The sequence below is a fragment of the Burkholderia sp. 572 genome (assembly GCF_040545135.1).
GTDB classification, from domain to species: domain Bacteria; phylum Pseudomonadota; class Gammaproteobacteria; order Burkholderiales; family Burkholderiaceae; genus Burkholderia; species Burkholderia cepacia.
On record NZ_JBEPLH010000012.1, the window covers coordinates 255,927 to 278,456 of the forward strand.

Annotated in this window: 23 protein-coding genes; 17 read left to right on the forward strand and 6 right to left on the reverse strand. The window is 69.1% G+C overall.

Annotation, left to right across the window (positions count from 1 at the left end; all coding sequences use genetic code 11):
* Positions 1-46: 46 nt before the first annotated feature.
* Positions 47-970, reverse strand: a complete 924-nt coding sequence (locus ABIC51_RS23890) for a branched-chain amino acid transaminase (RefSeq protein ID WP_011353071.1) — start codon at positions 968-970, stop codon at positions 47-49.
* A gap of 205 nt (positions 971-1,175) precedes the next feature.
* On the opposite strand from ABIC51_RS23890, the gene ABIC51_RS23895 reads away from it, so the two are divergent.
* The 3 genes from ABIC51_RS23895 to ABIC51_RS23905 all read left to right on the forward strand — a co-directional run bounded on the left by ABIC51_RS23895 (position 1,176) and on the right by ABIC51_RS23905 (position 3,727).
* A complete protein-coding gene (locus tag ABIC51_RS23895; RefSeq protein WP_027789224.1) occupies positions 1,176-1,931 on the forward strand; it encodes an AzlC family ABC transporter permease in 756 nt (251 codons plus the stop codon).
* A complete protein-coding gene (locus ABIC51_RS23900; RefSeq protein ID WP_027789225.1) occupies positions 1,928-2,251 on the forward strand; it encodes an AzlD domain-containing protein in 324 nt (107 codons plus the stop codon). The genes ABIC51_RS23895 and ABIC51_RS23900 overlap by 4 nt, the downstream gene beginning before the upstream one ends.
* Before the next feature lie 279 nt (positions 2,252-2,530).
* Positions 2,531-3,727 (forward strand): phosphoglycerate kinase, encoded by a 1,197-nt coding sequence (locus ABIC51_RS23905; RefSeq protein WP_027789226.1) that lies wholly within the window; start codon positions 2,531-2,533, stop codon positions 3,725-3,727.
* 157 nt (positions 3,728-3,884) lie between these two features.
* On the opposite strand, the gene ABIC51_RS23910 is transcribed toward ABIC51_RS23905, so the two are convergent.
* Positions 3,885-4,013, reverse strand: coding sequence for a hypothetical protein (locus tag ABIC51_RS23910; RefSeq protein WP_021164118.1), 129 nt, complete (start codon positions 4,011-4,013; stop codon positions 3,885-3,887).
* Here ABIC51_RS23910 and pyk point away from each other — a divergent pair.
* The 6 genes from pyk to ABIC51_RS23940 all read left to right on the forward strand — a co-directional run bounded on the left by pyk (position 4,000) and on the right by ABIC51_RS23940 (position 10,818).
* Positions 4,000-5,448, forward strand: a complete 1,449-nt coding sequence (gene pyk, locus ABIC51_RS23915) for a pyruvate kinase (RefSeq protein ID WP_500966437.1) — start codon at positions 4,000-4,002, stop codon at positions 5,446-5,448. The genes ABIC51_RS23910 and pyk overlap by 14 nt on opposite strands.
* 316 nt (positions 5,449-5,764) lie before the next feature.
* Positions 5,765-6,829 (forward strand): class II fructose-bisphosphate aldolase, encoded by a 1,065-nt coding sequence (gene fba, locus ABIC51_RS23920; protein WP_027789227.1) that lies wholly within the window; start codon positions 5,765-5,767, stop codon positions 6,827-6,829.
* Between the two features lie 233 nt (positions 6,830-7,062).
* Positions 7,063-7,953, forward strand: coding sequence for a phosphoribosylaminoimidazolesuccinocarboxamide synthase (locus tag ABIC51_RS23925; protein WP_021164115.1), 891 nt, complete (start codon positions 7,063-7,065; stop codon positions 7,951-7,953).
* A gap of 16 nt (positions 7,954-7,969) precedes the next feature.
* The gene (gene purE, locus ABIC51_RS23930) at positions 7,970-8,491 is read left to right on the forward strand and encodes a 5-(carboxyamino)imidazole ribonucleotide mutase (protein ID WP_021164114.1); all 522 of its coding nucleotides are present in this window, start codon (positions 7,970-7,972) and stop codon (positions 8,489-8,491) included.
* A 90-nt stretch (positions 8,492-8,581) separates the two neighbouring features.
* Positions 8,582-9,778: a 5-(carboxyamino)imidazole ribonucleotide synthase gene (locus tag ABIC51_RS23935; RefSeq protein WP_060083073.1), complete on the forward strand. Its 1,197-nt coding sequence runs from the start codon at positions 8,582-8,584 to the stop codon at positions 9,776-9,778.
* An 11-nt stretch (positions 9,779-9,789) separates the two neighbouring features.
* Complete coding sequence (locus ABIC51_RS23940) at positions 9,790-10,818, forward strand: L-threonylcarbamoyladenylate synthase (protein ID WP_027789229.1); 1,029 nt, start codon at positions 9,790-9,792, stop codon at positions 10,816-10,818.
* An 86-nt stretch (positions 10,819-10,904) separates the two neighbouring features.
* Here ABIC51_RS23940 and ABIC51_RS23945 read toward each other — a convergent pair whose 3' ends face one another.
* The 3 genes from ABIC51_RS23945 to dacB all read right to left on the reverse strand — a co-directional run bounded on the left by ABIC51_RS23945 (position 10,905) and on the right by dacB (position 14,997).
* Positions 10,905-12,050, reverse strand: coding sequence for an SGNH/GDSL hydrolase family protein (locus tag ABIC51_RS23945; protein ID WP_027789230.1), 1,146 nt, complete (start codon positions 12,048-12,050; stop codon positions 10,905-10,907).
* Between the two features lie 95 nt (positions 12,051-12,145).
* The gene (locus ABIC51_RS23950; protein ID WP_060083072.1) at positions 12,146-13,060 is read right to left on the reverse strand and encodes a sterol desaturase family protein; all 915 of its coding nucleotides are present in this window, start codon (positions 13,058-13,060) and stop codon (positions 12,146-12,148) included.
* 404 nt (positions 13,061-13,464) lie between these two features.
* Entirely contained in the window at positions 13,465-14,997 is a 1,533-nt protein-coding gene (gene dacB / locus ABIC51_RS23955) for a D-alanyl-D-alanine carboxypeptidase/D-alanyl-D-alanine endopeptidase (protein WP_175852476.1), read from the reverse strand.
* On the opposite strand from dacB, the gene ABIC51_RS23960 reads away from it, so the two are divergent.
* The 7 genes from ABIC51_RS23960 (at position 14,996) to ABIC51_RS23990 (ending at position 20,562) form a co-directional block, all read left to right on the forward strand.
* Positions 14,996-15,217 carry a hypothetical protein gene (locus tag ABIC51_RS23960; RefSeq protein ID WP_162175317.1) on the forward strand — a complete coding sequence of 74 codons (222 nt, stop codon included), beginning with the start codon at positions 14,996-14,998 and terminating at the stop codon, positions 15,215-15,217. The two genes, dacB and ABIC51_RS23960, sit on opposite strands and share 2 nt — an antisense overlap.
* Complete coding sequence (locus tag ABIC51_RS23965) at positions 15,184-15,846, forward strand: response regulator (RefSeq protein ID WP_021164091.1); 663 nt, start codon at positions 15,184-15,186, stop codon at positions 15,844-15,846. The genes ABIC51_RS23960 and ABIC51_RS23965 overlap by 34 nt, the downstream gene beginning before the upstream one ends.
* 3 nt (positions 15,847-15,849) lie before the next feature.
* Positions 15,850-17,196 (forward strand): ATP-binding protein, encoded by a 1,347-nt coding sequence (locus ABIC51_RS23970; RefSeq protein WP_059523396.1) that lies wholly within the window; start codon positions 15,850-15,852, stop codon positions 17,194-17,196.
* A gap of 111 nt (positions 17,197-17,307) precedes the next feature.
* A complete protein-coding gene (locus ABIC51_RS23975; RefSeq protein ID WP_011353057.1) occupies positions 17,308-18,792 on the forward strand; it encodes a DegQ family serine endoprotease in 1,485 nt (494 codons plus the stop codon).
* Between the two features lie 104 nt (positions 18,793-18,896).
* On the forward strand, positions 18,897-19,334 hold the full coding sequence (locus tag ABIC51_RS23980; RefSeq protein ID WP_027789234.1) for a carboxypeptidase-like regulatory domain-containing protein: 438 nt from the start codon (positions 18,897-18,899) through the stop codon (positions 19,332-19,334).
* Between the two features lie 132 nt (positions 19,335-19,466).
* A complete protein-coding gene (locus tag ABIC51_RS23985) occupies positions 19,467-19,826 on the forward strand; it encodes a DUF427 domain-containing protein (RefSeq protein ID WP_027789235.1) in 360 nt (119 codons plus the stop codon).
* A 28-nt stretch (positions 19,827-19,854) separates the two neighbouring features.
* Positions 19,855-20,562, forward strand: coding sequence for an SRPBCC family protein (locus tag ABIC51_RS23990; protein WP_146253706.1), 708 nt, complete (start codon positions 19,855-19,857; stop codon positions 20,560-20,562).
* Positions 20,563-20,603: 41 nt separating this feature from the next.
* Here the strand turns inward: ABIC51_RS23990 and ABIC51_RS23995 are convergent, their stop codons facing one another.
* Entirely contained in the window at positions 20,604-21,617 is a 1,014-nt protein-coding gene (locus tag ABIC51_RS23995; protein ID WP_027789237.1) for a helix-turn-helix domain-containing protein, read from the reverse strand.
* Positions 21,618-21,769: 152 nt separating this feature from the next.
* On the opposite strand from ABIC51_RS23995, the gene ABIC51_RS24000 reads away from it, so the two are divergent.
* Entirely contained in the window at positions 21,770-22,435 is a 666-nt protein-coding gene (locus ABIC51_RS24000; protein ID WP_175898202.1) for a cysteine hydrolase family protein, read from the forward strand.
* Positions 22,436-22,530 lie beyond the last annotated feature (95 nt).

Below are 22,530 nucleotides of genomic sequence, written 5' to 3' on the forward strand. Positions count from 1 at the left end.
CTTTCTCTTATCACTCTTTTGTGGGGCGGTCGGTGGCGCGGCGCGCTCAGACCTTCGTCAGCCAGTGCGCGTACTTCGCGTTCTTGCCCGACACGATATCGAAAAACGCCGACTGGAGCTTTTCCGTGACCGGGCCGCGCGCGCCGCTGCCGATCGTGCGGTTGTCGAGCTCGCGGATCGGCGTGACTTCGGCGGCCGTGCCGGTGAAGAACGCCTCGTCGGCCGTGTAGACCTCGTCGCGCGTGATGCGCTTCTCGATCACCTCGATGCCGGCGTCCTTCGCGAGCGTGATGACCGTGTCGCGCGTGATGCCGTCGAGGCACGACGACAGGTCGGGCGTGTACAGCTTGCCGTTGTTCACGAGGAAGAAGTTTTCGCCGGAGCCTTCCGACACGTAGCCGTCGACGTCGAGCAGCAGCGCCTCGTCGTAGCCGTCGGCCGTTGCTTCCTGGTTCGCCAGGATCGAGTTCACGTACCAGCCAGAGGCCTTCGCGCGGACCATCGACACGTTCACGTGGTGGCGCGTGAACGACGACGTCTTCACGCGGATGCCCTTCGCGAGGCCTTCCTCGCCGAGGTACGCGCCCCACGGCCATGCGGCGATCGCGACGTGGATCGTGTTGCCCTTCGCGGCCACGCCGAGCTTTTCCGAGCCGACCCAGATGATCGGGCGCAGGTAGCACGACTCGAGCTTGTTCTCGCGCACGACTTCCAGCTGCGCGGCTTCGAGCGTTTCCCGGTCGAACGGCACGTCCATCTGGAAGATCTTCGCCGAATTCAGCAGACGTTTCGTGTGCTCGTACAGGCGGAAGATCGCGGTGCTGCCGTCAGCCGACTTGTACGCGCGCACGCCCTCGAAGACACCCATGCCGTAGTGCAGCGTATGGGTCAGGACGTGGATCTTGGCGTCGCGCCAGTCGATCAGCTTGCCGTCCATCCAGATCTTGCCGTCGCGGTCGGCCATTGACATAGGATTCTCCTGGGAAGCAGTTGTACAGCGGGTTGTATGCAGCGTTGAGCCGGAAAGACGCTTATTTTAGCGTCATTTGCCGGCGATCCGGTCGGTCGGCGCGGGGCCGGCGCTATAATCGCCCGGTACCGATTCCAATAACGACGGGTCGTACCGGCAGGAGGCGCCGGCGGCCCGACGAACCGCCCGCCGCGGCCCGCTTCCCATGCTCGCTCGATTGTCCGCCACCGACCGCTTCGCGCTGATCCAGGGCGCGCGCGACTATTCCCCGACGCTGATGGCGATTCTCTCGTGGGGGCTCGTCACCGGCATCGCGATGAGCAAGTCGGTCATGACACTCGCGCAGGCGAGCGCGATGTCGCTGCTGGTCTACGCGGGCTCGTCGCAGCTCGCGGTGCTGCCGCTCCTCGCGGCGAAGCTGCCGATCTGGACCATCCTGCTCACGGCCGCGATGGTCAACACGCGCTTCGTGATCTTCAGCGCCGGGCTTGCGCCCCATTTCTCCTACCTGCCGCTGTGGCGGCGCCTGGCGATCGGCTATTTCAACGGCGACGTGATCTACCTGCTGTTCCAGAAACAGGGCTTCGCCTACGGTCGCGTGCCCGGCAAGGAAGCGTATTTCTGGGGGATGGCGCTCGCGAGCTGGCTGTCGTGGCAGGTGTCGTCGCTCGCCGGCATCCTGCTCGCGAGCTTCTTCCCCGCGAGCTGGGGGCTGGAGCTGGCCGGCACGCTCGCGCTGATCCCGATCATGGTGTCGGCGGTCGCAAACCGGTCGACGCTCGCGGCCGTCGCGGTCGCGGGCATCGTGTCGCTGGTCGCGTTCGACCTGCCGTACCGGCTCGCGCTGCCGCTCGCGGTGCTCGCCGCGCTCGCGGCCGGCTGCACGGCCGACTTCTTCGTCGAACGGGCCGACTGGCGGCGCATCCGCACCGAAACCGTGCACGAGAAGGAGATCGAATGAGCGCGACGGAGATCTGGATCGTCATCATCGGGATGACGATCGTCACGGCGGTCACGCGTGCGCTGTTCCTGATCGGCGGCGAGCGCACCGTGCTGCCCGAACGCGCGCAGCGGGCGCTGCGCTACGCGCCGGCCGCCGCGCTCGTCGCCGTCGTGCTGCCCGACGTGCTCGAAACGCCGGCCGGGCTGTCGTTCGCGCTGTCCAACCATCCGTTTTACGCGTCGCTCGCCGGCCTCGGCTGGTTTTTGTGGCGCCGCAGCATGCTCGGCACGATCGTCGTCGGGATGCTCGTGTTCACCGCGCTGCGCCTGATCTTCTGATGAGCCGCCGTTCAGGCCCGCCGGGCACCGGCCGCTCGCGCAGGTGCATTGCTGCGTTGCGGCAACGTGTCCGTTCCCGCGCGCGATCCCAAATAGGCGGAATTCGCCGCCGCACGGGTCAGTCTGCCAGGTGGATCGGCTAGAATGCCCGTTCGAGATTTTTTCCCGTGCGCGTCATGCGAACCGCCAGCCACGGCCGCATCCGGCGCCCTTTCGCGGCAGCCCGCGCACGTCCAGCGTGAACCCCCTTTCCCCATCCACTACTTCAATCTGTTCAACATGAGCCAAGTCAAGCGTCTTACCGACCTGATCGCCGCCGGCCAGCTCGCCGGCAAGCGGGTATTCATCCGCGCCGACCTGAACGTCCCGCAGGACGACCAGGGCAACATCACCGAGGACACGCGCGTGCGCGCATCCGTACCGGCCATCCAGGCCGCGCTCGACGCCGGCGCGGCCGTGATGGTCACGTCGCACCTGGGCCGCCCGACCGAAGGCGAATTCAAGCCGGAAGATTCGCTCGCGCCGGTCGCGAAGCGCCTCGCCGAGCTGCTCGGCCGTGACGTGCCGCTCGTCTCGAACTGGGTCGAGAACGGCGTGAACGTCGCGCCGGGGCAGGTCGTGCTGCTCGAGAACTGCCGCGTGAACAAGGGCGAGAAGAAGAATTCGGACGAGCTCGCGCAGAAGATGGCGAAGCTCTGCGACGTGTACGTGAACGACGCGTTCGGCACTGCGCACCGCGCGGAAGCGACCACCCACGGGATCGCGAAGTACGCGCCGGTCGCGTGCGCGGGCCCGCTGCTGGCCGCCGAACTCGACGCGCTCGGCAAGGCGCTCGGCAACCCGGCCCGCCCGCTGGTGGCGATCGTCGCCGGCTCGAAGGTGTCGACCAAGCTCACCATCCTGAAGTCGCTGGCCGGCAAGGTCGACCAGCTGATCGTCGGCGGCGGCATCGCGAACACGTTCATGCTCGCGGCCGGCCTGTCGATCGGCAAGTCGCTCGCGGAAGCCGACCTCGTCGCCGAGGCGAAGGCGATCATCGACGAAGCGCGCGAGCGCGGCGCGTCGGTGCCGATCCCGACCGACGTCGTGACGGCCAAGGAATTCTCGCCGACGGCCGTGGCCACGGTGAAGCAGGTCGCCGACATCGAAGCGGACGACATGATCCTCGACATCGGCCCCGATACGGCGAAGGCGCTCGCGAGCCAGCTCGAGAAGGCCGGCACGATCGTGTGGAACGGCCCGGTCGGCGTGTTCGAGTTCGACCAGTTCGGCAACGGCACCAAGACGCTCGCGGAAGCGATCGCCAAATCGTCCGCGTTCTCGATCGCGGGCGGCGGCGACACGCTCGCGGCCATCGCGAAGTACGGCATCCACGACCAGGTCAGCTACATCTCGACGGGCGGCGGCGCCTTCCTCGAGTTCCTCGAGGGGAAGAAGCTGCCGGCGGTGGAAGTGCTCGAAACGCGGGCGGCCTGAGCGTGGCGGCGCGCGCAGGGGTGATGAAGGCCGCGCGCTCCGCGAAAGCGGAGCAGACGGCCGGCGCGGGCAAGCGCAAACGCGCGCCCGCGCGGGCGAACACCGCCCCGCGCGCACCGGCGGCCGCTGGCGACGCGGCCGAGCAGCACCACGAGATTCAGAACAAAGCGATGCCGGGCGCAAGCACCGGCACGCCCCCCGGAACGGCCGCCGCTGGGCCCGCCGCTTCCGGCTCTCGCAGCGTTTCACCCAGCGCATCCACCTTGATCCAGATGAGGAGTTTCATGCAGCGCGCCACCAAGATAGTCGCCACGATCGGCCCGGCTTCCAGTTCGCCGGAGATTCTGCTGCAGATGATGCAGGCGGGCCTCGACGTCGTGCGGCTCAATTTTTCGCACGGCACGGCCGACGATCACCGCCAGCGCGCCGAGATGGTGCGCGAGGCCGCCCGCAAGGTCGGCCGCGAGATCGCGATCATGGCCGACCTCCAGGGCCCGAAGATCCGCGTCGGCAAGTTCGAGAACGGCAAGACGACGCTGACGCCGGGGCAGCCCTTCATCCTCGATGCCGGTTGCGAGCTCGGCAACGACGAGCGCGTCGGGCTCGACTACAAGGAACTGCCGCGCGACCTGAAGCCGGGCGACCTGCTGCTGCTGAACGACGGCCTGATCGTGCTGACCGTCGAGCGCGTGCTCGGCGACGAGATCCACACGATCGTCAAGGTGGGCGGCGAGCTGTCGAACAACAAGGGCATCAATCGCCAGGGCGGCGGCCTGTCGGCTCCCGCGCTGACCGCGAAGGACATGGAAGACATCCGCACCGCGATGTCGCTTGGCGCGGACCTGGTGGCGGTGTCGTTCCCGAAGAACGCGACCGACATGGAAATGGCGCGCCAGCTCGCGAACATCGCGGGCGCGCCGTACGGCATCAAGCCGAAGATGATCGCGAAGATCGAGCGCGCGGAAGCGATTCCGGCGCTGCAGAGCATTCTCGACGCGTCCGACGGCATCATGGTCGCGCGCGGCGACCTCGCGGTGGAAGTGGGCAACGCGGCCGTGCCGGCGCTGCAGAAGCGCATGATCCGGATGGCGCGCGAGTCGAACAAGCTCGTGATCACCGCGACGCAGATGATGGAGTCGATGATCCATGCGCCCGTGCCGACCCGCGCGGAAGTGTCGGACGTCGCGAACGCGGTGCTCGACGGCACCGACGCGGTGATGCTGTCGGCCGAGACGGCTGCCGGCAAGTATCCGGTCGTCACGATCGAGACGATGGCGGCCGTGTGCGTCGAGGCGGAGAAGTCCGAAGAGGTCGAGCTCGACAAGGATTTCCTCGACCGCACGTTCACGCGGATCGACCAGTCGATCGCGATGGGCGCGCTGTTCACCGCTTACCACCTCGGCGCGAAGGCGATCATCGCGCTGACCGAATCGGGCGCGACCGCGCTGTGGATGTCGCGTCACTACACGCACGTGCCGATCTTCGCGCTGACGCCGCGGGTCGGCAGCGAGCGCACGATGGCGCTGTACCGCAACGTGACGCCGCTGCACGTCGACTTCAACAGCGACCGCGACTCGGCGCTGCAGGCGGCGCTCGAGATCGTCGTCAAGCAAGGCTACGTGCAGCACGGCGACATGGTCGTGCTGACCGTCGGCGAGCCGATGGGGCAGGCGGGCGGCACCAACACGCTGAAGATCGTGCGGGTCGGCGAGCACTATTGAGCACCGACTGAGCATCGCGCCGGCCAGTGCGCCGGCCGGCCGGATCGGCTGAAAAATCGATCCGGCACCGTTTTATACGCGAAAGCCGCGTGGGGTCCGAAGCCCCACGCGGCTTTTTTTCTCTTTTTTGCCCGCATTGTGCCGTGCGAACGTAACAAATTGCGAGTCGGCGCCACCGGGCGGTCGGAATCGGAGGCGCTTCGCGATAAAATGCGGCTATTCGACGCTCAGCCGCGCCGCGCCACCCCGGTTCGAACGGGAGCGAGCGCCGCGCCGGCGTCAGGGCGCACCGGTTTTCATTCCAAGGAGTTCCACAATGCCTCTCGTATCAATGCGTCAATTGCTGGACCACGCGGCAGAGCACGGTTACGGCCTGCCGGCCTTCAACGTGAACAACCTGGAGCAGGTCCAGGCGATCATGGCGGCGGCGGACCAGGTCGGCGCGCCCGTGATCATGCAGGCATCGGCCGGCGCGCGTAAGTATGCGGGCGAGCCGTTCCTGCGCCACCTGATCGAAGCGGCGGTCGAATCGTACCCGCACATCCCGGTCGTGATGCACCAGGATCACGGCCAGTCGCCGGCAGTCTGCACGGCCGCGATCCGCAGCGGCTTCACCAGCGTGATGATGGACGGTTCGCTGGAAGCCGACGGCAAGACGGTCGCGTCGTACGAGTACAACGTCGACGTGTCGCGCAAGGTCGTCGAGATGGCGCACTCGATCGGCGTGACGGTCGAAGCCGAACTCGGCGTGCTCGGCTCGCTCGAGACGATGAAGGGCGACAAGGAAGACGGCCACGGCGCGGAAGGCACGATGACCCGCGAGCAGCTGCTGACCGATCCGGAGCAGGCCGCCGATTTCGTGAAGCTCACGCAGTGCGATGCGCTCGCGATCGCGATCGGCACGTCGCACGGCGCGTACAAGTTCTCGAAGAAGCCGACGGGCGACATCCTGTCGATCCAGCGCATCAAGGAAATCCACGCGCGCATTCCGAACACCCACCTCGTGATGCACGGTTCGTCGTCGGTGCCGCAGGAACTGCTGGCCGAGATCCGCGAATTCGGCGGCGACATGAAGGAAACCTACGGCGTGCCGGTCGAGGAAATCCAGGAAGGCATCAAGCACGGCGTGCGCAAGATCAACATCGACACCGACCTGCGTCTCGCGATCACCGGCGCGATCCGCCGCTACCTGTTCGAGAACCCGGGCAAGTTCGATCCGCGCGACTACCTGAAGCCCGCGCGCGAAGCGGCGAAGCAGGTTTGCGTCGACCGCTACCTCGCGTTCGGCTGCGAAGGCCAGGCCGGCAAGATCAAGCCGCTGTCGCTCGACAAGATCGCCGAGCAGTACAAGTCCGGCGCGCTCGCGCAGGTCGTGCGCTGAGACTGTAGTACGATTGCCCCCGCCCGGTACTGCCGCCGGGCAAGGGCTGGCCGCCCGGTTGCCGGATCCGATCCGGCCCCGGTAGCCGCTCCGTCCGGCCGAACAAGGGCCGGCCGGCAACCGCCGGGCGCCGTCGCCCGCCGGTTCGCCGACGTATTGCAAGACCGCCGTTCCCGCCTGCCGCGGGGAACGGCGTTTCCCTTTTTGTTTGGCTCCTTATCTGCGAAAAGACGATGTCTACCCTTTACGAATCCACGCTCCGCTCGCTGCCGCTCCTCGGTCGCGGCAAGGTCCGCGATAACTACGCGGTCGGCAACGACAAGCTCCTGATCGTCACGACCGACCGCCTGTCGGCATTCGACGTGGTGATGGGCGAGCCGATTCCGAACAAGGGCCGCGTGCTGAACCAGATGGCGAACTTCTGGTTCGACAAGCTCGCGCACATCGTGCCGAACCACCTGACGGGCGACGCGCCGGAAGCGGTCGTCGCGGCCGACGAGGTCGAGCAGGTGAAGGGCCGCGGCGTGGTCGTCAAGCGCCTCGAGCCGATCATGATCGAAGCGGTCGTGCGCGGCTACCTGGCCGGCAGCGGCTGGAAGGAATACCAGGCGTCGGGCGCCGTGTGCGGCGTGCAGCTGCCGGAAGGCCTGCAGAACGCGCAGAAGCTGCCCGAGCCGATCTTCACGCCGGCCGCAAAGGCCGAGATGGGCGAGCACGACGAGAACATCACGTTCGAGGAAACCGAGCGCCGCATCGGCACCGAGCTGGCCGCCACCATTCGCGACATCTCGATCAAGCTGTACAAGGAAGCGGCCGACTACGCGGCGACGCGCGGCATCATCATCGCCGACACGAAGTTCGAATTCGGCCTCGACAACCACGGCAAGCTGTACCTGATGGACGAAGTGCTGACCGCCGATTCGTCGCGCTTCTGGCCGGCCGACCAGTACGAGGTCGGCACCAACCCGCCGTCGTTCGACAAGCAGTTCGTGCGCGACTGGCTCGAGGCGCAGCCGTGGGGCAAGACGGCGCCGGCGCCGGCGCTGCCGGCCGACGTCGTCGAGAAGACGGCCGCGAAGTACCAGGAAGCGCTCGAGCGCATCACCGGCCAGGCGCTCGCCTGATCGAGGTACATACGACATGAGCGAAATCCAGACTGCCCACACGCACAGCGCGCCGCTCGTCGGCGTGCTGATGGGTTCGAGTTCCGACTGGGACGTGATGAAGCACGCGGTCGCCATCCTGCAGGAATTCGGCGTGCCCTACGAAGCGAAGGTCGTGTCCGCGCACCGGATGCCCGACGAGATGTTCGACTATGCGGAGAAGGCGCGCGAGCGCGGGCTGCGCGCGATCATCGCGGGCGCCGGCGGCGCAGCGCACCTGCCCGGCATGCTGGCCGCGAAGACCACGGTGCCGGTGCTCGGCGTGCCGGTCGCGAGCAAGTACCTGAAGGGTGTCGATTCGCTGCACTCGATCGTGCAGATGCCGAAGGGCGTGCCCGTCGCGACGTTCGCGATCGGCGAGGCCGGCGCCGCGAATGCCGCGCTGTTCGCGGTGTCGATCCTGTCCGGCACGTCGACCGACTACGCGAACCGGCTCGCCGCGTTCCGCGTGCGCCAGAACGAAGCCGCGCACGCGATGGTGCTGCCGCCGCTGGAATGACGGCATGGCGCGCGGCCGCACGACGCGGCCGGCGCCGGATTTTCCCACTGCGGCGGGCATTTTCGCGTTCCGCCGCGACCGACCACTGACATGACCGCAACTCCTGATTCCGTTTCCCCGATCCTGCCCGGCGCGTGGCTGGGCATGGTCGGCGGTGGCCAGCTCGGCCGCATGTTCTGCTTTGCCGCCCAGTCGATGGGCTATCGCGTCGCCGTGCTCGATCCCGATCCGACGAGCCCCGCCGGCGCGGTCGCCGACCGCCACCTGCGCGCCGCATATGACGACGAAGCCGCGCTCGCCGAACTGGCCGACCTGTGCGACGCGGTGTCGACGGAGTTCGAGAACGTGCCGGCCGCAAGCCTCGATTTCCTCGCGCGCACGACGTTCGTCGCGCCGGCCGGCCGCTGCGTCGCGGTCGCACAGGACCGGATCGCGGAGAAGCGCTTCATCGAGGCGTCGGGCGTGCCCGTCGCGCCGCACGTCGTGATCGAATCGTCGGCGGCACTCGCCGCGCTCGACGATGCCGCGCTCGACGCGGTGCTGCCGGGCATCCTGAAGACGGCGCGCCTCGGCTACGACGGCAAGGGCCAGGTGCGCGTGAGTACCGCGCAGGAAGCGCGCGATGCGCATGCGGCGCTGAACGGCGTGCCGTGCGTGCTCGAGAAGCGCCTGCCGCTGAAATACGAAGTGTCGGCGCTGATCGCGCGCGGCGCGGACGGCCGCTCGGCCGCGTTCCCGCTCGCGCAGAACGTGCATCACAACGGCATCCTCGCGCTGACGGTCGTGCCCGCGCCGGCCGCCGATGCCGCGCGCGTCGAAGAGGCGCAGCAGGCCGCCGTGCGGATCGCCGATACGCTCGGCTACGTCGGCGTGCTGTGCGTTGAATTCTTCGTGCTGGAAGACGGTTCGTTCGTCGCGAACGAGATGGCGCCGCGCCCGCACAACTCCGGCCACTACACGGTCGATGCGTGCGCAACGAGCCAGTTCGAGCAGCAGGTGCGCGCGATGACGCGCATGCCGCTCGGCAACCCGCGCCAGCATTCGCCGGCCGCGATGCTGAACATCCTCGGCGACGTGTGGTTCCCGGCAGGTGCGACGGCTGATGCCGTCACGCCGCCGTGGGACACGGTCGCCGCGATGCCGGCCGCGCACCTGCACCTGTACGGCAAGGAGGACGCGCGCGTCGGCCGCAAGATGGGCCACGTGAACTTCACGGCCGAAACGCGCGACGAAGCCGTCGCCGCGGCCACCGCGTGCGCGCAGCTGCTGCGCGTGCCGCTCGACTGAGGCGCCGGCCGATGTCCATCGATCTCCCGAACACCGTGACGGCCGCGCAGATCGACGCGGCCGCCGCGTTGCTCGACGCGGGCCAGCTCGTCGCCTTTCCGACCGAAACCGTCTACGGGCTCGGCGCCGACGCGGCGAATCCCGAGGCCGTCGCGCGCATCTACGCGGCGAAAGGGCGGCCGGCGAATCATCCGGTGATCGTGCACCTGCCGCCGGGTGGCGATCCCGGTTACTGGGCCGACGATCTGCCGGCCGATGCGCAGGCGTTGATCGATGCATTCTGGCCGGGCCCGCTGACGTTGATCCTGAAGCGTCATGCGCGCATTCCGGACGCCGTGAGCGGCGGCCAGGATTCGGTCGGGCTGCGCTGCCCGTCGCATCCGGTCGCACAGGCGCTGCTGGCCGCGTTCAGCGCGCGGCGCGGCGGGCATGGCGGCGTGGCCGCGCCGTCCGCGAACCGGTTCGGCCATGTGAGCCCGACCACCGCGCAACACGTACGCGACGAATTCGGCGACACCGTGCACGTGCTCGACGGCGGCGCGTCCGAAGTCGGCATCGAATCGACGATTCTCGACCTGTCGCGCGGTTTCCCGGCGCTGCTGCGCCCGGGCCACGTGACGCCGCAGCAGATCGCCGACGTGCTCGGCCGCGCGCCGAAGCTGCCGGACGGCAGCGACGCGACCGCGCCGCGCGCGTCGGGCACGCTGAAGGCGCATTACGCGCCGCGCACGCCGCTCGCGCTGCTGCCGTTCGATGCGCTCGAGCCGCTGCTCGCGGCCGCGCAAGCCGATGGCGAGCGTGTCGCGCTCGTCGCCCGTGCGTCGCGCGCGGGACGCTGGGCGCAGGCCGACGGCGTGCATTTCGTCGCGGCGCCGGAAGATCCGCAGGCGTATGCACGCGACCTGTACGGGATGCTGCGCGCGCTCGACCGCGCGCAGGTCGCACGCATCCTCGTCGAGAAACTGCCCGAGACCGTCGAATGGATCGCGGTCAACGATCGCCTCGGCCGTGCGGCGGCCGCGTTCGAAGCGCGCGACTGACACGTTCGACGGTTGATTCAGGAATGAAAAAAACGCCCGACCGGCGAACCGGTCGGGCGTTTTTGTTTGGGCGCGTGGCCGGCGGCTTACTTGCCGACGCCCGACTTCGCGATCTGCTGTTCGACGAACTGCGCGAACAGCGCGTGCAGGTGCGTCGTCGGGTGGACCGTATCGGCGAACATGTAGGTCTGGTCCGCGTTCGCGACCGTGTAGGTCTGCGGCGAGCAGAACAGCGACGAGCCGAATGCGGTCGCGTTCGCGACGCCGTACTGCGTGGCGGCCTGGACCATCGCCTTCAGGTTGCAGGCGGTGTCGGTGTTCGACACGCTGAAGCCGTTCGCCTTGTAGTTCGCCGCGATGCCGTCCTGCCACGTGAACGTGTCGAGCAGCGCGACCTTCGTCGTGTCGACCTTCAGCGCGGCCAGCGTGCCGGCGAGCGTCTTGTTGAACAGCCCCGACAGTTGCGTGAACGCGGCCTGCGTCGGCGCGCCGCCCTGCAGCGCGAGCGGCGTGCCGCCGATGTCCGGCACGTTCGACACGTACACGTGCGTCGCGCCAGCCGCGACGATCTGCTGGACGATGCCGCCGAGCTGCTGCGCGGCCAGGCCGATCGCCTGCGCCGCCGCGAGTTGCGCGGCCGGCGTGTTGCCTTGCGCCTGCGCGACCTGTGCCTGGTAGAAGATGTCGTTCGCGCCGCCGTTGACCAGCACGATCTGGCCGGCGTTGAAGCTGCCGTGCTGCGACAGGTATTGCTTGACCTGGTCGGCGATCGGCGTCGTGGTGGCCTGCGCGTAGTCGGCGTTCGGCACGCTCGCGTCCGCGTGACCGATGCCCGGCTGCAGCGTCACGCGCGAGCCGCCCTGTGCGTAGCCGAGACCGCCGGTGGCCTGCAGCGGAATGCCGAACCCGCCCTGGTTCGCGGGCTGCAGCGTGTCGCCGTAGTACTGCGCGACGTTCTGCGTCCATACCTGGCCCGGGTTGGTCGTGAAGCGGCCGCCGCCGAAGCCGAGCTTGATCTGCGAGTAGGTGCCCGCGTCGGACAGGCTGTCGCCGAACGACACGACCTGCATCTTCACGCCCGACGGCGGCGTGTTCGACGCGCTGTTGTTGTTGTCGTCACCGCCGCCGCCGCATGCGGCGAGCAGCGCGAGCGCGGCGCCGGCGATCGCGACCTGCGCGGTGCGCAGCATGCGCTGCCGGGTGCGGGAAGGTGCGTGTTGTTGTGTCTGCATCGTTCGATCTCCTCGTAGATATGGCCTGATGTGTTTCTCATCTGCCGCGTGCCTGCTCGGTTCCGGGCCGCGCGGCGGCCGTTGGCTGAAACGGTTTATTGGTCGCGCGCAGCCGCAAGCGGCACGGTGCGCGGATCGGGGTTCGCGGCCTCGGCAATCTGCGCATGATAAGCGCTCGCCCATTCGGGCGGGCCGAAAATCGCGCGCAGCTTGTTGCGCCAGCCGTCGACGCGCAATGCGTCGCCGGCCATCGATATCCACTCGTGGAACGTCGCGACGAGCGGGTTGTTCGAGCCGAGCCGCTCGACGATCCCGTACCGCGGCGGATCGTCGGGCGTTTCCTCGACATAACTCCCGAACAGGCGATCCCAGATCACAAGGACGCCTGCGTAATTGCGGTCGATGTAGCGCGGATTGCGCGCATGGTGCGCACGGTGGATCGACGGCGTGTTCAGCACGTATTCGAGCCAGCCGAGCTTGCCGATCGCCTGCGTGTGCACGAAGAACTGGAACGCGAGGTTGATCAGCACGATGCCGACGACCTGCTGCGGCGGAAAGCCGGCGAACGCGAGCGGCAGCCAGAACACCCACATGCCCGCGACGGGGTACATCAGGCTCTGGCGGAACGCGGTCGAGAAATTCATCCGCTCGGACGAGTGATGCACGACGTGCGCGGCCCACAGCCAGCGCACGCGATGGCTCGCACGATGGAACACGTAGTAGAGGAAATCCTGCGCGACGAACAGCACCGCGAACGACAGCCAGCCGTCGTGCCACGTGAACAGGCGGTAGTGCCGGTAGCAATACGCGTAGACGGGGATCACGAACAGCCATGCGATCTTGTCGGCGCCCTGGTGCATCAGCGCGAGCGCCGCGTTGCACAGCGTGTCGCGCCACGCATAGACAGAGTCCTGCGCACGGGTGCGGGCGAGGTGCCAGGCCTCCCACGCGATGCAGAGCAGGAAGACGGGCGCCAGCGCGAGCAGAAGCAATTCGACGTCGAATCGCATGGGCGTGTCTCCTTCTTTCCCCTGCAAGCCTTGAGGCCGGGCGTATGGCCCGTTGTAGATATCGGTCAGGCCAACAGCCTACGCAATCGCCACGCGCTAGGCGAGGGGGCAGCGTAGAGGGTTCCCTCTGAGGACAGGGTTTCTACGGAAGCCGCGCGGCACGGGGCCGGGCGGTGTGGCCCTGTTTTGTGGGGGCGATCGGTGCGCGGTGTGTCGCGCGCGGGCGGCGGCTGCCGTTTCAAACCGGGGAGGGCGGGATTCCGTGCGCGGGGGCGTTTGCGGGCCGCCCCGATTGTCCGTCGGGGGCGACCCGCTGCGCGGTGCGGCCCCGTGGCCGGTGCAAGCCGGCGCGGGCCGGCGGCCGGCGGCCGGCGGCGCCGCGCCAAGCCGCGGCGCGCGGATCGTCATTGCGCGCCGGCGTAGATCCATTCGAGCAGCGTGTCGTGCGCGGCGCGTGCGGCTTCCGCGTGATCGTTGTTGATGAAACTGACGACGATGTAGCTCTGGCCGTCGGCGCCGGCAACGTAGCCGGCGATCGCGCGCACGTCGCGCAGCGTGCCGGTCTTGATGTGCGCGTTGCCGAGCACGCCGGCGTTGGTGAGGCGGTTCTTCATCGTGCCGTCGATGCCCGCGATCGGCAGCGAATCGATGAAGGCCTGCGCGACGGGGCTCGCGTTCGCGGCCTGCAGCAGCGCGGCGAGCGACAGCGCGCTCACATGCTCTTCGCGCGACAGGCCCGAGCCGTTTTCGAGCGCGAGGTCGGGCATCGCGATGCCGTTCTTCTGCAGGAACGCCTGGATCACGCGGCTCGACTGCTCGGGCGTCGCGGGCGGCCTGCCGCCGACCGCGCCGATCGTCAGGAACAGGTTGCGCGCCATCACGTTGTTGCTGAACTTGTTGATGTCGTAGACGATGCTGCCGAGCACCGGGCTGTGATGCACGGCGAGCGGCCGCGCGGTGGTCGGCACCTTGCCTTCGCTCACGGGCCCCGCGATCGTGCCGCCGTCCTGCTGCCACAGCGCGAGGAAACCGCGGGCGAAGAACGTCGTGTGATCGAGGATCGCGAGGTTGGTCGTGTGCGCGCCGCAACGCAGCGGGTAGTCGCCGGCGAACGAAGCGGTCATGATCCCGCTGCCGGCCGTCAGCGTCGGCCGCGCGGCCGCGGCGGCCGCGCTGCACGAGCCCGAGCCTTCGACCAGCTGGTTGTCGATCGACAGGTCCGCGAGCGGCGGCAGCACGTCGACGGCCACCTTGCCGTCGTCGCCCGGCGTGACGGTGAACGACACGGCCTTGAACGCGTACAGCAGCGGATCGGGGCCGACGTTGTACGGCGCGCTCGCATCGTCGTCGAACGAAGGGAGATCGCGCGTCGACGCCGCGAAGTAGCTCTTGTCGAGCACGAGGCCGCCGGCCACGCGCTTGACGCCGGCCTTGCGGAGCTTGTCGACGAGGTCGATCAGCTCTTCGGGTACGAGCTTCGGATCGCCGGTGCCCTTGATGTACAGGTTGCCCTGCAGCGTGCCGTCGGGGTCGACCGTGCCGTCCGTGTACGCGGTCGTGCGCCAGCGGTAGTCGGGGCCGAGGATCGACAGGCCCGAGAAGGTCGTCACGAGCTTCATCGTCGAGGCGGGCAGCATCGGCCGGCTCGCATTCCACGCGATCAGCGGTTCCGGATCGCCGACGCGCTCGACGACGACGCTCATCGCCGACGCCGGCACCTTCGCGCGCTGCAGCGCGACGAGCACGGATGCCGGCAGGCCGGCCGCGCGCGCGGCCGGCGACACGACCGTGGTCTTGCGCGCTTCCTTGTGGGATTTCTTGCGGGCCTGCGCGGCAGGCGCGAAGGCGAGGGCCGTGCAGGTGGCGACGATGGCGGCCGCCCGCAGGCAGACGCGGGCGCGGGGGGCGAACCGGTTGGAAAGATCGGAAATCGGCATGAGCGAATACGGGGAAAGCACGACGTTCGGGCAGGGCGCGCGCGGCGCCAAAGCGCACATTGTAGAGACAAGTCCGGACAGCCCCCTTGCAATCCGCCTTTCTGTTGCATTGCACGGTGCCGCGCGCCGGGTTCGCGGCGCTACAATGGTCGGCGTGTTTGACTCGCCCCATGGATGCCTGTCCCGATGCGGATTCTGCTTGTCGAAGATGATCGAATGATTGCCGAAGGCGTGCGCAAGGCGCTGCGCTCGGACGGCTTTGCAGTCGACTGGGTGCAGGACGGCGACGCCGCACTGACGGCGCTCGGCGGCGAGACGTACGACCTGCTGCTGCTCGATCTCGGGCTGCCGAAGCGCGACGGCATCGACGTGCTGCGCACGCTGCGCGCGCGCGGGCTGGCGCTGCCGGTGCTGATCGTCACCGCGCGCGATGCGGTGGCCGATCGCGTGAAGGGCCTCGACGCGGGCGCCGACGACTACCTCGTCAAGCCGTTCGACCTCGACGAGCTCGGCGCGCGAATGCGCGCGCTGATCCGCCGCCAGGCGGGGCGCAGCGAATCGCTGATCCGCCACGGCGCGCTGACGCTCGATCCCGCCTCGCACCAGGTGACGCTCGACGGCGCGCCCGTCGCGCTGTCCGCGCGCGAGTTCGCGCTGCTCGAGGCGCTGCTCGCGCGGCCCGGCGCGGTGCTGTCGAAGAGCCAGCTCGAGGAGAAGATGTACGGCTGGGGCGAGGAGATCGGCAGCAACACGGTCGAGGTCTACATCCACGCGCTGCGCAAGAAGCTCGGCTCCGACCTGATCCGCAACGTGCGCGGGCTTGGCTACATGGTCGTCAAGGAAAGCTGACGCGTGAGGTCGATTCGTCATCAATTGCTGATCTGGCTGCTCGCGATCGTCGTCGCGGGCGTGGGCATCGCGGGCTGGCTGATCTACCGGCAGGCGCTCGCCGAGGCGAACGAACTGTTCGACTACCAGTTGCAGGAAATCGCCGCGGCGCTGCCGTCGGAACCGTTCTCGCAGGTATTCGGCTCGCGTACCAACGGCGACGAAGGCATCGTGATCCAGATCTGGAACCGCAACGGCGTGCTGATGTACTTCTCGCATCCGCGTGCGCCGATCGCGCCGCGCGCGGAACTCGGTTTCTCGACCGAGCGCACCGATCGCGGCGAATGGCGCGTGTACGGGGCGATCGTCGGCGACAACGTCGTGCAGCTCGCGCAGCCGCTGTCGGTGCGCAACCGGCTCGCGGCGAACGTCGCGCTGCGCACGCTGTGGCCGCTGATCGTGCTGCTGCCGTTCCTCGGCGCGGCCGTGTGGGTGATCGTCGGGCGCGGGCTCGCGCCGCTCGGCCGCGTGACGCGCGCCGTCGAGGCGCGCCGGCCGGAAGCGCTCGATCCGCTGCCCGATGCGCGCCTGCCGCTCGAGGTGCAGCCGCTCGTGCGGGCGCTGAACGGGCTGCTCGCGCGGCTGTCGGCCGCGCTCGACACGCAGAAGGCGTTCGTGGCCGACGCCGCGCACGAACTGCGCACGCCGCTCGCGGCCGTGCAGATCCAGGCGCAACTCGTCGCCCGCGCGAAGGACGATGCATCGCGTCGCGAGGCGGTCGCGGATCTCCAGGATGGCGTGTCGCGCGCGACGCGTCTCACGGAGCAACTGCTCGCGCTGGCACGCGCCGAACCCGACGGCGCGACGATGCGCGAACCCGTCGACCTGCAGGCACTGCTCGCCGAATGCGTGGCTGCGCTTGCGCCGCTCGCGCAGCGGCGCGACATCGATCTCGGCTTCGAGGAGACGCACGCGGCGAGCGTCGTCGCGGACGTCGGCGCGCTGCGCGTGATGTTCGGCAACCTGCTCGACAACGCGGTGAAATACACGCCGGACGGCGGCCGCATCGACGTGTCGCTCACCCGCGACGCGGCCGGCCGCGCGTGCGTGCAGATCGGCGACAGCGGGCCCGGCATCCCGGCCGACGAGCGCGAGCGCGTGTTCGACCGTTTCTACCGCGACAGCTCCGCGCGGGCGCGCACCGATGTGTCGGGCAGCGGGCTCGGGCTCGCGATCGTCAAGCGCGTGGCGGCGCAGCAGGGGGCGACGGTGTCGCTCGGCGACGCGGCCGCGGGCGGCCTGCTCGTCAGCGTCGTGTTCCGCGACGCCGAGATGCCGGCCGAGGCGCCGCAGCCTTCCGAATCCGCGTGACGCGTGCCGCCGGGCGGGCGCCGGCGGCCGCTTAAGCCCCGCTTAAGGCTGATTAAGCCTCCTTTAAGTCAGGGTCGTTACGCTGCGTCCTAACAAAGAGGAGGTCCTACGATGAACACCCGATTCCTTGCGCGCGGCGCCGTCGCGGTCGCCGTGGCGGCCGCCCTGTCCGCCGGTTATGTTGCCGGCACCCGCCGCGCCGATCCCCAAATCATCACGCCCGCGCAGGCTGCCGCGCTGATGCCGGCCGAAGCGGCCGCCAAGACCGGCATTCCCGATTTCTCCGGGCTCGTCGAGACTTACGGCCCGGCGGTGGTGAACATCAGCGCGAAGCACGTCGTGAAGCAGGTGTCGCGGCGCGTGCCGCAGCCGCAACTGCCGATCGATCCGAGCGATCCGTTCTACCAGTTCTTCAAGCACTTCTACGGCCAGGTGCCGGGCATGGGCGGCGACGCGCAACCGGACGACCAGCCGAGCGCGAGCCTCGGTTCCGGGTTCGTCATCAGCTCCGACGGGTACATCCTCACCAATGCGCACGTGATCGACGGCGCGAACGTCGTCACGGTCAAGCTGACCGACAAGCGCGAATACAAGGCGAAGGTCGTCGGCTCGGACAAGCAGTCGGACGTCGCGGTGCTGAAGATCGATGCGAGCGGCCTGCCGACCGTGAAGATCGGCGACCCGGCGCAGAGCAAGGTCGGCCAGTGGGTCGTCGCGATCGGCTCGCCGTACGGCTTCGACAACACGGTCACGTCGGGCATCATCAGCGCGAAGTCGCGCGCGCTGCCGGACGAGAACTACACGCCGTTCATCCAGACCGACGTGCCGGTGAACCCCGGCAACTCGGGCGGCCCGCTGTTCAACCTGCAGGGTGAGGTGATCGGCATCAACTCGATGATCTATTCGCAGACGGGCGGCTTCCAGGGCCTGTCGTTCGCGATCCCGATCAACGAGGCGATCAAGGTGAAGGACGAACTCGTGAAGACGGGCCACGTGAGCCGCGGCCGCCTCGGCGTCGCCGTGCAGGGGCTGAACCAGACGCTCGCGAGCTCGTTCGGACTGCAGAAGCCGGACGGCGCGCTCGTCAGCTCGGTCGATCCGAACGGCCCGGCCGCGAAGGCCGGCCTGCAGCCGGGTGACGTGATCCTGTCGGTCAACGGCTCGCCGGTTGCCGATTCGACGTCGCTGCCCGCGCAGATCGCGAACCTGAAGCCGGGTTCGAAGGCCGACCTGCAGATCTGGCGCGACAAGTCGAAGAAGTCGATCAGCGTGACGCTCGGCGCGATGGCCGATGCGAAGCTCGCGTCGAACGACGGCGGGCCCGTCGAGCAGGGGCGCCTGGGCGTTGCGGTGCGTCCGCTGTCGCCGCAGGAGCGCAGCGCCGACAACCTGTCGCACGGCCTGATCGTGCAGCAGGCCGGCGGGCCGGCCGCCAACGCGGGCATCCAGCCCGGCGATGTGATCCTCGCGGTCAACGGCCGCCCGGTCACGAGCCCCGAGCAGTTGCGCGACGCGGTCAAGGGCGCGGGCAACAGTCTTGCTCTGCTGATCCAGCGCGATAATGCCCAGATCTTCGTGCCGGTCGACCTGAGCTGACCGGCCACGGCCGACGGCCGGCCAGGCCGGCCGCGGCGGGCGCCGCCGCCGCTCGAATGCGTGACGCAGCGCCCTGTATGTGTTCCGACCCCAAGGAGAGAGCCATGCAATATCTACGCAACGTGTCCCGATTTGCCGTCGCCGCGGCGCTGGCCGCCGGCCTCGCGGCCGGAGCGACCGGCGCGTACGCGCAGTCGGACGGCTTGCCCGCCGCGGGCCAGCAGGGCGACGTCACCTTCGTGTCCGGCGGCGTCGGGCAGGACGAATCGACGGCGTTCCAGCGCAACGAGCCGAAATGGCCGCTGGCGCTGCGCTTCACCGGCAAGGGCGGCGAGTTCCTGGCCGACGTTCATGTGCGGATCGTCGACGGCAAGGGCGACGAGGTGCTGAAGACCGACGCGCGCGGGCCGTACATGCTCGTGAAGGTGCCGCCGGGCCGCTATACGGTGCATGCGTCGTACCAGGGCAACGAGGAATCCCGTGCCGTCACGGTCGGCGCGAAGGGCGGCGCGAAGACGGCGTTCCAGTGGAGCGCGCAGTAGCCTGCCGCGCGCGGCGCCGGCCCGGGTCGCGCATTCGGCTGCGGTTTCGCCCATAATGAAAGCCACGGCACCCGTGCCGTGGCTTTTTCGTTTCCTGAGCCCGGCCTGGCCGGGTCGTCCCAAGGAGAAACGATGTCCGACGCAGCCGACCCTCGTCTCGAAATCGTGCCGAACCGTCATCGCGTGCGCGTGATCCATCGCGGCATCACGTACGCCGATTCGCACGGCGCGCTGACCGTGCGCGAAACGGGCCTGCCGGACACCCATTACCTGCCGCGCCGCGACGTCAACATGCGCCGGCTCGTGAAATCCGGTGTCACGTCGGTCTGCCCGTTCAGGGGCGAGGCCGTGCACTTCGACTTGCAGACGGAAGACGGCGTGATCGAGAACGCCGCATGGAGTTACGAGGAACCGAAGGGGGCGGCGTCGGCGCTCGCGCTCTACGTCGCCTTCGACGCCGCACGGATCGACAGTCTCGTCGAGACATCCTGATGCGGCGCGTGTTCATCGGGGAGGCGTCATGGAACTGAACGACACATTGCGCATACCGCTCGCGCCGCCCGTCGTGCGGGAGGCATTCGAGGATCTCGCGCTGCTGCGCGCGAGTTTCGATCATTGCGAATCGTTCGTGAAGCTTGCGGACGGCGAGTTCGCGCTGACGATCACGGTGCCGCTCGGCCCGCTGCGCGCCCGCTACGACGTGCGTGCGCATTCGGCCGCCGAGCAGGGCGATGCGGAAGGTCAGCCGCGCCGCGTGCTCAATTTCAAGGCGCGGGCCGACGGGCTCGGCGCGCTGCGCGGCCAGGTCGAACTCGTGCTGATGCCGGATGACGACGCGAACGCCACGCGTATCGAGTACGTGGTCTGGGCGACGGCAAGCGGCCCGCTCACCGAGCTGCCGGGGCGGCAGATCGAAAATACGCTGCGCGAATGGACCGACGATTTCTTCCGTGAATTCTGCGCGGTCGTGCAGGCGAAGCACGGCCTCGCACCGAATCGCGCGCGCTCGGCCGCGCCGCGGCGCCAGCACGTGTTCCTGCGGCCGGCGTCGCTGGTGGCCGCGACGAAGCGGGCGCTGCCGCCGCACCTCGGCGGCGCGCTGACCGGGCGTGCCGCCAGTGCACTCCCGCATCGCGGCTCGGGCACGGTGCCCGTGTGGGCGTGGGCCGCGATGATCGTCTTCGTCGCGCTGCTGCTCTACGCGGCGCGCTGGATCAACGGCGGCTGAGCGGCCGGTCGTTTCCGCTGCAAGGCTTGTCCGCCGCGCGCCTACCGGGCGGCATCGGCTCCGGCTCCGGCGCCGCGAAATTCCCTTCGATACGCCGACGGCGACGTGCCGAGCGCGCCCGCGAAATGCTGGCGCAGCGACACGCTCGACCCGTAGCCGGCCGCCTGCGCGATCGCATCGATCGACTGCCCGGTGGTTTCCAGCAGATGCTGCGCGCGCGCCAGCCGCTCGGCCTGCAGCCACGCGGTGACGGTCGTGCCGGTCGCCTGGCGGAAGTGGCGCGTGAACGTGCGCCGGCTCATCAGCACGCGTTCGGCGAGCGAATCGACGCTGTGCGCGGCGTCGAGGTGCGCGCGCACCCAGTCGAGCAGGCCCGCGAGCCGCGCATCGCGCGGGTGCGCGGCGACCGGCTGCGGCACGTATTGCGCCTGCCCGCCCTGACGGTGCGGCGGGATCACGAGGCGGCGCGCGATCTGGTTCGCGGCGTCCGAGCCGAAGCGCCGCCGCACGACGTGCAGGCAGCAGTCGAGCCCCGCGGCCGTGCCGGCCGACGTCATCAGGTTGCCGTCGTCCACGTACAGCACGTCCGGATCGAGCTTCACGCGCGGGAAGCGTTGTGCGAAGTCGTCGGCCCATGCCCAGTGCGTGGTGGCCGGGCGGCCGTCGAGCAAGCCGGCCGCGGCGAGCACGTACGCGCCGAGGCACAGCCCGACGAGCTGCGCGCCGCGCGCGGCGACCGCACGGACGGCGTCGAGCAGCACGTCGGGCGGCGCTTCGTCCGGGTCGCGCCACGCCGGCACGATGACGATGTCCGCGTCGTCGAGCCCGTCGAGGCCGTAGGGCGCGGTGATCGTGAAACCGCCCGTCGTCGACAGGGGGCCGCGCTCGGCCGAGCAGACGCGGAACTCGAACGCGGGCGACGCGGCCGCGTCGCGTTCCTTGCCGAACACGACGGACGGCACCGACAGGTGGAACGGGCTGATGCCGTCGTACGCGATCACGGCAACGACGGTCGGAGCGGCCGAGGCGGGCCGGGTGGACGAGGCGGCGGTCATGGCGGGCTCCGGATTGGTGATGGCCCGATTCTATCGAAGAATGGCTATCGGGCCACTGTCCACGTGAGCGTCGCGCCCCGACAATGCATCGCATCGCGCCGCTGACCACCCCGTTCCGGGGCGGGGCCGCGCCCCTGGACCAGGAGCCCGCCATGTCGAACGCCGTCCCGCATTCCGTTTCCCATTCCGCTTCCCGCCGCGCGCTGATCGTGATCGACGTCCAGAACGAGTACGTGACGGGCAACCTGCCGATCGAATATCCGCCGCTCGACGTGTCGCTCGCGAACATCGGCCGCGCGATCGATGCCGCGCATGCGGCCGGCGTGCCCGTGATCGTCGTCCAGCACGTCGCGCCGGCCGGCGCGCCGATCTTCGCGCCCGGCACCGACGGCGTCGCGCTGCACGCGGTCGTCGCCGGCCGGCCGTATGCACACCTGATCGAGAAGACGCGCGCAAGCTCGTTTGCCGGGACCGACCTTGCGGCGTGGCTCGATGCGCACGGGATCGACACGCTCGCGGTGGCCGGCTACATGACGCACAACTGCAATGCGTCGACGGTCTATCACGCGGCGCATGCGGGGCTGAATGTCGAATACCTGAACGACGCGACGGGCACGCTGCCTTACGAGAACGAAGCAGGCGCGGCGAGCGCCGAGGAGATTCACCGCGCGTACGCGGTGGTGTTCCAGTCGAATTTCGCGGCCGTGATGTCCACCGAGGCGTGGATCGCGGGGCTGGCAGGTGCGCCGATGCCGAAGCGCGATTCGGTCGCCGCGTCGAACCGGCGGGCCCGCGCGCAACGCGCGAAGGCGGCCTGAACCGGGCGGGGAGAAGGGGCGGCGGGCAGGCCGTCGGCGAGATTGGCGGCCCGCGCGATGAAACGAAGATCCGAACCGCGGGCGAACGCGCGTCG